Source organism: Thalassobius vesicularis, from assembly GCF_004799325.1.
GTDB lineage: Bacteria > Pseudomonadota > Alphaproteobacteria > Rhodobacterales > Rhodobacteraceae > Thalassobius > Thalassobius vesicularis.
In genome coordinates, this window is the sequence record NZ_SSMD01000013.1 from 1 (window position 1) to 13,274 (window position 13,274).

Genomic DNA, 13,274 nt, shown 5'->3' on the forward strand with positions numbered 1-13,274 from the left:
GGGAGGGATATGTGAACCGAAGCGACCTGATGGAGCAGTTCGGTCTGTCGGTGAACCAAGCGTCCGCCGACCTGAACCGCTATATCGGCATCGCTCCGGAGAACATGCTCTACGACAAAAGCGCCCGGACCTATGTCCCTGGCCCACAGTTCAAACCGCACTTTCTCGAGCCAGACGCGAGCCGCTACCTCGCCCAACTGCGATCGGTGACAGACGGTATTCTCGACCGCGAAGATTCCTGGATCGCCAACTTGCCGTCCTTTGCCTCAGCTCCGACGCCCGTTCGCGGCGTGAACCCGGTAACGCTCCGCTCTGTCGTCGGTGCCATTCGGCGTTCTGAGGAGATCGAGGTAAAGTACCAGTCCCTGTCGAGCCCAGAACCGCGCTGGCGGTGGATTGCGCCCCATGCCATAGCTTTCGATGGGTTCCGCTGGCACACGCGCGCTTTTTGTCTGACCGACGAAAACTTCAAAGACTTCCTGCTCTCTCGAATCCTCGAGATCCGTGGGGCGCGCGAAAGCGAAGCGTCTGCTGCTGATGACCATGACTGGCATTCTGAAGTCACTCTGGAAGTTGGCCCCCACCCCGAGCTTTCGGAAACGCAGGCAAAGGTGATTGCGCTCGACTACGGGATGCGTGGCGGCAGCGCGAAGATAAAGGTGCGCCGAGCGTTGCTTTATTATGCTTTACGGCGCCTCGGGCTCGATACCGATCCCACAGCGAGAAAGCCGCAAGATCAACAGATTGTGCTCCTTAACCGCTATGAGGTTTTGGGGGCGAAGGAGCGAATTTAATGGACGTGTTCAATCTCGATAAGTTTGTAATCGACCAATATAAAGCGTTTTCCCGCTCCTTTACGAAGATCAGGTCGCCTGAGATTTTTTCAAAGGTAAATGCGCTTTATGACGACAAACGGTTCTGGCCAGAACCTCTGTTGCAGATCAATCCGCATTACGCATCCGGTGGATCTATCCGAGATTTCGTTAACGGGGGCATACTCGAACCTGAATGCGCAGATGTCTTTAAGGATAAATGGGGACCCGCTGACCAGAGTGACCCCAGTTTGAAGCTCCGCAAGCATCAGGAGCAAGCCATCAGCTTTGCCAAAGAGCGCCAGAGCTACGTGGTCACAACAGGAACAGGCTCGGGTAAGTCCCTCTGCTTTTTCATTCCGATTATCGATTCTGCCATACGTGCAAAAAAAGCAGGAGGTGGTGCGAAAACACGTGCCATTGTCATCTATCCGATGAACGCATTGGCAAACAGTCAGGCCAAGGAACTCGAAAGCTACCTCGGGTCTGCAACTGGTGGCCTTGTCACCTACGCCCGTTATACCGGGCAAGAAAGCAATGAAGATAGAGAACTCATCAAGGCAAACCCGCCAGACATTCTGTTGACCAACTTCATGATGCTTGAACTTTTGATGACACGTCAGAGTGACCTGGATCGCAAGGTTTTGCAAAACTGCGAAGGTCTACAGTTCATCGTTCTGGACGAACTTCACACCTATCGAGGTAGGCAGGGTGCTGATGTTGCCATGCTCATGCGCCGTCTGCGCTCTCGCATTGGAGACCCCAAGAACCCTCCACTGTGCATTGGCACATCGGCAACCATGGCCTCTGAGGGCGCACAGCACGAAAAGAACGAAGCTGTTGCACGCATCGCCAGTCAGATTTTTGGTGCTGACATCGGCCCTGATGCTGTTGTGACGGAAACACTCAAACGAGTGACGAACCCAGTAAACATTGGGGGTAAAGGCTTAACTGGACTTTCCGATGCGGTTCTCGCTGCCTCAAAGGGTGATGTCGCTCAAGGCCGCAAGAATTCTGATTTCTTCGATGATCCGCTGGCTATCTGGGTCGAAACACGGATTGGCCTCAAGAATGTTGAAACCAAGCCTGAAAGAGCAAAGCCAATCTCACTCGAAGAGGCTGCTAAGACCCTTTCGGCTGATTGCGGGCTGGATGAAGAACTCTGCGCTCAAGCCCTTCGAGAAGCGCTGATTGGATACTCTGTTCCGGAAAAAGACAGGGTTCAGGGCAGCAAGGAATACTCCCCACTTTTTGCGTTCAAACTGCACCAGTTCGTAGCGGGTGCAGGCAGGCTGTATATGACCCTGCGCCCTGAGGGTGAGCGGGATGTGACCTTCAGCGGGCAACTCTTTAATCCAAATAATGACGCTGAACGGCTCTACCCTACTCATTTCTGTCGGAACTGCGGCCAAGAGTTCCATCCAGTAACCCTTCGCAGCCATGACGGAACAGATGTCTTCGAGAAGCGTGAAATCGACGATATCCCCGTCGAGGGTGATGAAGATGATGACGGGGCGGATTGGGGTTTTCTGATGCCAGAACCCTCCGATCCGGATTTCAGCTTCTCCGGGAAAGACGAAGATTACCCAGATGCCTGGCTGGATGAGAAGCCAAACGGTGACAAACGCTTGAAAGCGACATACCGCAAAAAGCGGGCACAGCAATTCTCCGTTCTACCAGATGGGACCGCTCATGCCGGCTCAAGGCAAGCTTGGTTCTTACCTGGGAAATACCGCTTCTGCCCCTCTTGTCGGGATGTCAGCACCTCCACAGCGCGGGATATCAACAAACTGGCATCGCTGAGTGCTGAGAGCCGAAGCTCAGCTACGACAATCTTGCTTTCCACTGTCTTGCGTTGGATGAATTCACCAGAGTCCACGATTGACGATTACTCACGCAAACTGCTCGCATTCACGGACAACCGCCAGGATGCTGCCCTACAGGCAGGTCACTTCAACGATTTCGTGTTTGTCACTATGCTTCGTGGGGCGATCATTAGCGCCCTGCGTTCAGCGCCAGATGGCTCGCTTGATGAAGCAAATATTGGACAAGAAGTTCAAAAAGCACTCGGGTTTCTTGCTTCGCCGGATTATGCTCAACGTGCACCTGAGTGGCTACTGAACACGGGAGTTAAGGGTGAACGTCGCAACGAGGCTGAAGCCATCTTGCGGCAGAACCTACAGCATCTTTTCTGGATCGATCAGCGCAGAGGCTGGCGTTACACGAACCCGAACCTTGAGCAGCTTGGTTTGCTCTCTTCTCGCTACAAATATCTTGATGATATCTCGGCGGACACTGATGAATTCCGTAGTTCTCCCATCCTCAACAATGCCAGCTCAGCAGAGCGAAAAAAGGCTCTTAAGGCTCTTTACGACCATATGCGTAAAGGTCTGGCCGTTGATTGTGCCGCTCTCAACCGATTGAAGCTTGAAGAACTGGTCGGCAAAAACCACAACCTCATAAAGTCGCCCTGGAACATCGATGATGATCGCATGGTGACCTCCACAATCTTCATGACTGAGCCGCCCAAGCGGAAGGAAATGAAGAACAAGGATGAAGACCGGCTTTTGCGCGGTAGCCCCACAAGCGCGATTGGTCGCAAGATGAGGGAGCTGACTTTCTCAGGTCGCCGCATCGAATTGAAGGAAGTTCCGGACGTTCTTGAAGGATTACTGAAGGCATCCGAGAACTACGGATCAGTCGTAAAAGAGGCCGGCCCCTTCGGGATGGGGTGGCGACTTGCTGGCTCCACCGTCCGCTTTGCCCTTGATGAAACCCTCACTGACGCGGAACTGTCCAACACCTATTTTGTCGGCGTGTATCAGATGGTTGCCGAAATGCTCGACCGAGGTGGCCAGACACTCTTCGGATTCGAAGGGCGTGAGCATACCGCGCAAGTTGAGGGGGATCTCAGAGAATTGCGGGAGATGCGCTTCCGCTATGAACCAGAAGACCAGAAGTCTCTGGCTGAGGCAGAAGAAAGTTTGAAAAGCTTCAGGGAGGACGGTCGTTTTCTGCCAACCCTTTTCTGCTCACCGACCATGGAACTTGGGGTCGATATTTCCGCCATGAACGTGGTCTATCTGCGCAATGCTCCCCCTACCGCTGCCAACTATGCACAACGCAGTGGTCGCGCAGGTCGTAGTGGGCAAGCTGCGCTTATCTTAACGTATTGCGCAGCTCAAAGCCCTCATGACCAGTATTTCTTTGACCGGAAAACTGATCTTGTCGATGGCGTGGTGGTGCCGCCCTCCATCGATCTTAAAAACCGTGACTTGGTTGAAAGCCATCTCAACGCAGAGTGGCTCGCATCACTGGGTATGGAGCTGAAGGCTGACAACATCGAGTTGGACAAGAACATAAAGGCAAACCTTGACCTCTCTGACCCAGCAAAAGCACTCCTGCCAGAAATCCGGGATGTGGCTGCTGCCCCAAAAACGGCTGAACGTGCAAGACCACTCATTACAGCCGTTTTGACAGCTCTGGAAAAAGACTACGGGGGCGACAACCCACGCTGGTTTAAGTCTAAGGATTTTGTGACCGAGGATATCGTCTCGCAAGCGCCAGCTCGCTTCAATGATACCTTCAACCGTTGGCGAGATCTCTTAAAGGCTGCTGAGCGCTCTATCGACCTCGCTGAACAAACCCTGAAAGATTACACGATTTCTCCCCCGGAGCGGAAAGCTGCAGAAGACCGCCGCCGCATGGGTGAATTCCAGCGGTCGATCCTTTTGTCGAACCAATCAAACAAGGATAACGACTTCTACATCTACAGGTATCTGGCGACTGAAGGTTTCTTGCCCGGGTATAACTTCCCCCGCCTTCCTTTGATGGCTTATGTGCAGGGTGGAAATGATGGCAAGAACCAGCGCTACATCCAGCGTGCCAGGTTCCTTGCGATTTCAGAATTCGGACCGCAAAGCCTCGTTTATCATGAAGGACGTGCCTTCCGTGTTGACCGTGCCCTTCTCAAGGAGGCTGGTGACCGAGATGATGGCTATCTAAGCACCAAATCACGTGCCCTCTGCCCCTCTTGTGGAGCAAGCCATGATGGTGAGCATCCGGAACGTTGCCATGTGTGTAACACGGCACTCAGCAAATCCGTTCCGCTGACCAACCTCTATCGTATTGAGAATGTTGGCACACGCCCAGCTGAGCGGATCACTTCAAATGATGAAGAACGTAAACGTCAGGGCTTTGAGATTCAGACGACATTCGCTTTTGATGCGTCCAGCTACACCGCTTCGATGAAAGTCAGCGATGATGCCGGTGACATCATCCAGATCGACTACGCTCAAGCTGCCTATATCAGTAGGATCAACAAAGGCTTACGGCGTCGAGCCGACAAGTCCGAGATTGGCTTCTACATCAATCCGAAAACTGGCGTATGGGTCGGCAAACCCAAAGATGACGGCAGTGTTGAAGAGCGTCCAGACCAACTCAAACAGCTCATCGTCCCGTTGGTAGAAGACCGCAAGAATGCACTGCTCATCCGATTTGATGACGAGTGGCTTTCTGACCTCGGCAAGGAAGCTGATAAGACACTCACGACACTTCAACACGCATTGGCTCGTGGTATCGAAGCTGTATTCCAGCTTGAAGAAGGTGAGATACTCGTGGAGCCAACGCCTTCCCGTTCAGAACGCCGTGCGCTTTTGTTCTATGAAGCTGCCGAAGGTGGTGCTGGTGCTCTCGGACAGATGGTATCTGAAAAAGACAGCATCGCACTGGTTGCTCGAAAAGCACTCGAAATCATGCATTTTGAACTTTCATCCTTCAGCACGCCGCATAGTGATCCCGATAAGCTTGTTCAGAAGGCTGGTGTGGACTGCGTGGCTGGCTGCTACCGATGTGTGCTGTCTTACTTCAACCAACCTGACCACGAGCATATCGAGCGACGTGATGAGGAAATGCAGAGGATGCTGCTGAGGCTGGCCTACAGCACAACCTCTGCACCGGAAGAAACCAGAAAAGAACCTGCACCACTAAAGGCTGCGAACGAGGCAGGATCAGTATCCTCGTCTGCTCCTTCGTCTGGAGCAGACATTGATGCAGGAGACTTGCCACCCACTGAACCAAATCCTTTGGTCATCGCTGGTGTCGAGATCCCGCTTTTCTGGCGAAATAAACGCATCGTTGCGGTTGAGGACGAGCGGGTGACCGAGGAATTGCGCTCGGCTTTGGATGCAAAGGGCGTCAGGCTTTTTGTTCTTCCCACATCACCTGACCATAAAAAACAGGTCTTCAACGACCTGAAATCCGCCTTGAAGGAGTAAACCATGGGTATAGCAGAACAGTTTTCTCCTGGCGAATTGGTAAGAGCACGTGGACGTGAATGGGTTGTTGTCGATAGCTCAAACGCTTTGACTTTGCGTCCTTTATCTGGCTCTGAAGCCGACCTTGAAACGATCATTCCTGAGCTGGAAGCGGATCCTGTAACCTACGCCAGCTTTGCCCCCCCCTCGCTAACAGATAAGGCGGGTGGACGTGATGCTGCCCAGTTACTCAGGGATGCACTCAGACTGTCCTTGCGCCGTGGTGCGGGCCCGTTCCGTGCTGCTGGTCGCATTAACTTTGAACCCAGAGCCTATCAGCTCGCTCCATTGATGATGGCTCTTCGTCAGGATGTCATCCGTCTTCTCATCGCTGATGATGTGGGTATCGGTAAGACAATCGAAGCTGGCCTTATCCTACGAGAGATGCTCGACCGTGGTGAAATTGACCGCTTCACCGTGCTTTGCCCACCCCATCTTGTCGAGCAATGGACAAGTGAACTTGAGAGTAAGTTCTCTATTCCAGCAACGCCTGTGACCGCATCTGAAGCGGCACGGCTTGAACGCAACCTGCCCAATACCGTCTCCATTTTCGAAGCCTACCCCTTCACCGTGGTTTCGATGGATTTCATCAAGAGTGAACGGCGCTTCTTTGACTTTAAGCGTGCCTGCCCAAGCATGGTTGTGGTCGATGAGGCCCACTCTGCGGTCAGTGCCGGTAGAGGACGACAAAGACGCTATGAGCTTGTCCGCTCGCTGGCAGATGATCCTGAACGCAACATCTTGCTTCTGACTGCAACCCCACATTCGGGTGATGAGACAGCCTTCCACAATCTTCTCGGACTGTTGGACAAAGAATTCGCAGGACTTCAGGATGCAGGTGGTGAACGACAGCGCCAGCTGAGAGAAAGGCTCGCAGGACACTTTATCCAGCGTCGTCGTCGTGACATCGATGCATGGAAAGAACCTGGTCTCTTCCCAACGCATGAGACTTCTAACTTCCCCTATCGCCTGACAGGCGAATACGAAGAATTCTACGGAAAAATCCTCGATTACTGTGCGGAAGTCATTGAGTCTGTTGAAGGTGAGACCAAAAAACGTCTCGCCTTCTGGGGCACACTGGCCCTGATGCGCTGTGTGGGATCCAGTCCAGCTGCCGCTGCACGTGCGCTCAAAACACGGGCACAACTGGACCCTGATGCCATCTCCGAAAGTGAGCTTTCAGCTCAAACCTTGGATGACGAGGAGCTTTCCGAAAACGATCTCGAACCTGGCGTCGGCATCGAAGATGAAAATCTGCGTTCATTGATTGCCACTGCAGACAAGCTCTCCGCAGAGGTCGAAAAGGATCCCAAGTTCAAGGCGCTCATCAAAGCCTTGGAAGATATGCTCAAGAAGGGGCATTCGCCTGTTATCTTCTGCCGTTACATCGCAACGGCTGAACAAATCGGGGCAGCACTTCAAAAGTTTGCCTCAAAGCACGTTGTAGAGGTTGTGACCGGGGCTATGCCTTCAGAAGAACGTGAAATCCGAGTTGAAGAACTCGGAGGTCATGAAAACCGCATTCTGGTTGCGACTGACTGTCTGTCTGAAGGTATCAACCTTCAAGCCTGGTTCGACGCCGTCATTCATTATGACCTTTCATGGAACCCGACCCGTCATCAACAGCGAGAAGGCCGTATCGACCGTTTTGGGCAGAAAGCCCCGATTGTTCGTTCTGTATTGATGTATGGCGAGAACAACCCTGTGGATGGTGCTGTTCTCGAAGTAATCATCCGCAAAGCGGAAGCTATTGCGAAGCAGACGGGCGTTCGGGTGCCGATGCCTGATGACCAAGGCTCTTTGACCAAAGCCCTCATGTCTACGGTGATGCTGCGGGCGAGAGGTCAGAAACAGATGACCCTTGATCTCGACTTTTCAGACTCGGAAGAGGCTCGCCAGATTGAGATGGCGTGGATCAATGCATCTGAGCAGGAAAAGAAGACCCGCACCATTTTTGCGCAGAATTCTTTGAAGCCTGAAGAAGTTGCAGTTGAATGGGAAGCGACCCAAACGGCTCTTGGTGGTTATGAGGACACGGAACGCTTTGTGTTCCAAGCCATGAAACGTCTTGGACAACCCTTGGAGCCCCTAAAATCTGGTGCCTACAAAGTCGCTCTTCACCTCGTTCCCGACCACATCAAAGAGCGTTTTATCGCAGAAAGCTTAATAGAGGATGCAGATATCAAGCCGCTCAAGGTCGGGTTCTCTGCTCGCCCTCCAAGTGGGACGATTTCTGTTCACCGTGCGCATGCCTTGCCGTCTGTGCTCGCTGAAACCTTCCTTGAACAAGCTCTAGATGAGTTTGCGGACGAAGATGCCCTATCAACCTTGCCTCGTTTGGGGGCTTGGGAAACGGACGCAGTTGATGAGGTGACCTGGCTTGCGCTTCTCAGAGTTCGCCATCGCATCGACTCCAGGGGCAAACTTGGTCCCAAGTTTGCCATGGCAGAAGAGTCCGCTGCCATCGCCTTCAGCGCTTCTTCCAAGCTTCCAGTGAAGTGGAATGAAGATGCCTTTGCTATGCTCGATCAGGATGGTCAAAACCTTGATAACAGCACCCGTCAAAACCAGATTGAACGGGCACTGAATTCTCTGGCGGCTCTTCAGCCAGCTCTCACCCAGTTTGCGCATGAGCGGTCAGAAGTTTTGGCCGGCGACCATGTTCGGGTGCGTCAAGCATTGGGGTCAAAAGGACAGGTAAAAGTCAGCGCCATCACACCAGTGGATGTGATTGGTTTCTATGTGCTGATGCCGGGATTGTAAGGGTAAGACCATGGCTAGAATGACAAAAAGACGTAAGCAATCCCGCCGCTCTGCTCGCCTTGATTTTGCGGCAATTGAAGTCGTTGGTGGTCTCCTGCCAACAGATGTAATCGCCCAAATTGCGGCTGGTGATGCAGCCGAGCAAAGTGATGAGAGCTACGGCATTCCCAAAGGTCTAAAGCTACGGGATGAAATCGCTCGCTTTTATCAGATCGCCCATGCGCATTGGGAAAGCTTTGAAGCTGCCAAGGGGGCGAATGCGTCTGCTCCTATTGGTTTCGTGCAAAGCCTGCTCTCAGAGTGTTTCGGCTTCAAAACCCTTACAAAGTCGGCTGGCAAGCAGATTGCTGACCGCACCTTCCCTGTTAATTTTTCCGCAGAAAATGGGCGTATTCCAGTTATCATCGCCCCTTCAGCTCCTGCTGACAGCAGAAAACCTGGTATCGATGAAGCCCTTTCCCAGTTTGGGGATGATACCCGGAGACGTTCAGCAACGCAGCTCCTGCAGGAATACCTGAACGCCGATGAGGACGCTCTCTGGGGGATCACCTGTGATGGGAGTGTCCTGCGCATCATGCGGGACAATGCCAGTCTCACACGGCCTGCCTGGATTGAGGTGAACTTCGAGAAGGTCTTCACCGAAGGTCTTTTCCCCGATTTTTCTGCTGTCTGGCTTATTCTTCATGCATCACGCTTTGGTGCAGATGGCACAAGCCCATCCGACTGCCCGCTGGAACGCTGGAAAGAGCGGAGCCGTCTCGACGGTGCTGCCGCTAAAGACTACCTGCGCCTTGGGGTAGAGGCCGCCCTTATTGAATTGGGACGAGGCTTCATTCAGCACCCCTACAACACAGATCTCCGAGATAAGTTCCAGTCAGGGGAACTTAGGCGGCAAGCCTATTATGAAGAACTCTTGCGTCTCGTTTACCGCATAATCTTCCTCTTTGCTGCAGAAGACCGTGACCTTCTGCACGCCCCCAATACCAGCGATGCTGCACGTAAAGCTTATCTGGGTGGTTATTCCTTGCACCGCTTGCGGGAACGCTGCGTTCGCAATGCTTCGCTCGACAAGAACATCGATGCTTGGGAGGGAATGAAATCCCTCTTCAAGGCTCTGTCAGACGGACAGCCTGCACTTGGTCTGGTGGCTTTGGGTGGCCTGTTCGACCCTGAAAAGCTCGCTCATCTTGGGAATTGCAAGATTGAGAACAAACGCTTCTTGAAAGCCATCTGGCATGTAGCGTGGTTCCGCCCTGAGGGCCAAGCGATGACCAAAGTGAACTGGCGAGACATGGAGACCGAAGAACTGGGTTCGGTCTATGAAAGCCTTCTGGAACTAACCCCTGAACTGAACCTCGAAGCTCGTGAATTCACATTTGCGGAAGGGGATGCCACCAAGGGTAACGCTCGCAAGGTCTCGGGTTCCTATTACACGCCTGACTCCCTTGTGAAGCTTCTGCTCGATACGACCTTGGACCCTGTGCTGGATGCGGCCGAGGCTCGCAATCCGAGCGATCCTGTCTCTGAAATCCTCAAGCTTTCCATGATCGACCCTGCTTGTGGGTCTGGTCACTTCCTCTTAGGTGCTGCACGCCGGGCTGCGGGCCGTATTGCCCGTCACCGCATGCCTGGAGCGATCTCTCAAGAGGTCTTCCAACATGCGCTGCGTGAGGTTGTTGGAAACTGCATCTACGGCTCTGACCGGAACCCGATGGCGGTTGAGCTTTGCAAGGTTGCCCTCTGGATTGAAGCCCTAGAGCCCGGCAAACCACTGTCCTTTCTTGATGCTCGCATCAAATGTGGCGACAGCCTGATTGGTATCTTTGACTATGAGATGCTGAAGGCTGGCATCCCTGATGATGCCTACACTGCCATGTCGGGGGACGATAAGGCAGTGGCAAAAGCCTACGAACGGTTGAACAAGGATGAGCGGGACGGCAAAGCAGCATCGGGCTTCATCAAGACTCTAGCCGCCCCTGCTGAAATCGTGGATGGCGCACGCAAAATCGCAGCCATGCCAGAAGATACCCTGTCCGAGGTGAAGGCCAAAGCACGGGCCTTCGCTCGTTATGAAGCCTCCGACCAATGGCAGCGTCTCAAACTTGCTTGCGATATGTATGTTGCGGCTTTCTTTACGCCCAAAGTGGGTGAAACCCCCTCTGCTCGAACATTGGTCGATATGCCCGTTCCAACCACAGGGGCGATGTGGGAAGCGGTCGCTGGCAATATCCGCTCGGATGTTCTGCTCGATAATGCCACCAAGGTCTCTGAAGAAAACAGCGCCCTGCATTGGCCCTTGGCGTTCCCTGCCGTGATGGCACGGGGTGGTTTTGATGCAGTGGTCGGCAATCCCCCTTGGGAGCGGATCAAACTTCAAGAACAAGAATTCTTCGCATCTCGTGACACGGCGATTGCGACCGCAAAAAATAAGGCTGCACGAGATAAGCTCATCAAGGCGCTTTCAACGGCGGAAGAGGGAACACGAGAGCATAATCTGTTTCTCGAATTCGAGGCGGCAAAACGTGCTGCGGAAGCATCAAGCTTCTTTGTTCGCAAGACAGGTCGCTTCCCGCTTTCAGGCGTGGGTGATGTAAACACGTACGCCCTTTTTGCGGAACATTTCTCTCGCCTTGCACGGCGACCCCAACAGAACACCAAGTCTGCGCAAACATCCCTTCTGCAAGCGATTGCTGATACTGGTGGCGTGCGTGAAGCACCTGCTGGTCGTGCTGGCATGATTGTTCCCACGGGCATCGCAACCGATAGTTCAACCAGTGCTTTCTTTGGTGATCTTGTATCTACCAAACGCCTGAACGCCCTTTATGACTTCGAAAACCGAGATGGAATCTTTCCCGGAGTTCACCGCAGCTTCAAGTTCTCAACACTGTCTATTGGACTTGCAAAAGTCGCCAATTTTGCCTTCTTCCTCCATGATGTCTCGATGCTGGAGGAAAAAGAACGCCGCTTTACGCTGTCGCCTGAGCAGATTGCAGCCATCAATCCCAACACGAAAACAGCGCCCGTGTTCCGCTCCCGTGCAGATGCCGAATTGACAGCCAAACTCTACTCAAAGGCTCCAGTTCTTATAGAAGAGCGGCCTGACCATCCAGAGGGGGATAAGAACCCCTGGGGGATCAGTTTCCAGACAATGTTCCACATGTCGAATGACAGCGGATATTTCCGTGGGACTGATGACCTCGAAAAAATCGGCTTCGCTCGCACCGGCACCGATTGGGAACACTCAGATGGTCGGCGCTATGTGCCATTGTATGAAGCAAAGATGATCCACCACTACGATCACCGGTGGGCAACCTATGAAGGTGAGGATGAGGAACAAGGCACACGTGATGTGACCCTTGAGGAAAAGCAGGACCCCAACTTTGAACCCACCCCCCGCTACTGGGTGCCCGAAGATGAAGTGGATATGCGGGCCTCTCGTGTGCCAACTCGCCTGAAAACCGCCTTCAAGAAAGACGACGCTGAAGGGTGCCTTAAGATTCTGGCGGAATGGGTTCTTGGGTCTACACCTGGGCTGAGCCCACAAAACCCCGTGGCATCTTTGCGGGATATTCAGGCGCATCTGGCGGCTGTTCTTGGTCCTCAAGCAACCTCATCCACGGTTGTAGGTCGTAGCTTGCAAAACTGGCTCAGCGCCGCTGCCCCCCGTGGGGTGGAAATGCAGCGTTATACACCACTCGACCAAGAGGATTTGGCATTCATCAAGGAATATGGTGGGCGCTGGTTAGAGCTGACGGGGGATCTGATTGATCGGAAGAAAGCCCGATGGTTCCTATCGTGGCGAGACATCACTAACTCAACCAACGAACGCACTGTTATTGCAGCCGTTTACCCTTACAGCGGCGTTAGTAACAAACTGCCCGTAATGAACTTACCTTCAGCAAACGGTATCGATGCCGCCTGCATCGTGAGCAACCTTTCGTCTTTGACTTTCGACTATGTGTCACGACAAAAAATCGGCGGCACTTCTATGAACTACTTTATTTATAAGCAGTTGCCTCTGCTCGCTCCCGACCAATTCAATTCGCAAGATAAAGAATTCATCCAACCAAGAATTATCGAACTCACCTACACCAGCCACGCTATGCGACCATGGGCAGAAGATCTTGGCTATACTGGCACACCCTTCGCATTCGACCCTGATAGACGGGCACAATTGCGTGCGGAACTGGATGCCTTCTTTGCCAAGAAATACGGCCTCACACGGGATGAACTGCGCTATGTGCTCGACCCACATGATGTGAAGGGCAGCGATTATCCGTCAGAGACCTTCCGTGGCCTGAAGAACAAGGAGATCAACCAATTCGGTGAATACCGCACGCAGCGCCTCGTCCTTGAAGCCTTTGATCGCATGACGGGGGGCTGA

4 protein-coding genes are annotated in these 13,274 nt (G+C 53.1%); all 4 read left to right on the top strand.

From position 1 onward, the window contains the following. Nucleotides 1-794 (top strand): WYL domain-containing protein (locus tag E7681_RS18080; RefSeq protein ID WP_136340667.1); only part of this gene is annotated, 794 nt, incomplete at its 5' end. Next, nucleotides 794-6,088, top strand: a complete 5,295-nt coding sequence (locus E7681_RS18085; RefSeq protein WP_136340668.1) for a DEAD/DEAH box helicase — start codon at nt 794-796, stop codon at nt 6,086-6,088. The genes E7681_RS18080 and E7681_RS18085, both read left to right, overlap by 1 nt. 3 nt (nt 6,089-6,091) lie before the next feature. Continuing rightward, nucleotides 6,092-8,890, top strand: coding sequence for a DEAD/DEAH box helicase (locus E7681_RS18090; RefSeq protein WP_246032542.1), 2,799 nt, complete (start codon nt 6,092-6,094; stop codon nt 8,888-8,890). Between the two features lie 10 nt (nt 8,891-8,900). After that, on the top strand, nt 8,901-13,274 hold the full coding sequence (locus E7681_RS18095) for an Eco57I restriction-modification methylase domain-containing protein (RefSeq protein ID WP_136340669.1): 4,374 nt from the start codon (nt 8,901-8,903) through the stop codon (nt 13,272-13,274).

Excerpts from the sequence above, each read along its gene's own strand:
- E7681_RS18095 (WP_136340669.1), top strand. The coding sequence starts at position 8,901 with ATGGCTAGAATGACAAAAAGACGTAAGCAATCCCGCCGCTCTGCTCGC.
- E7681_RS18090 (WP_246032542.1), top strand. The coding sequence starts at position 6,092 with ATGGGTATAGCAGAACAGTTTTCTCCTGGCGAATTGGTAAGAGCACGT.
- E7681_RS18085 (WP_136340668.1), top strand. The coding sequence starts at position 794 with ATGGACGTGTTCAATCTCGATAAGTTTGTAATCGACCAATATAAAGCG.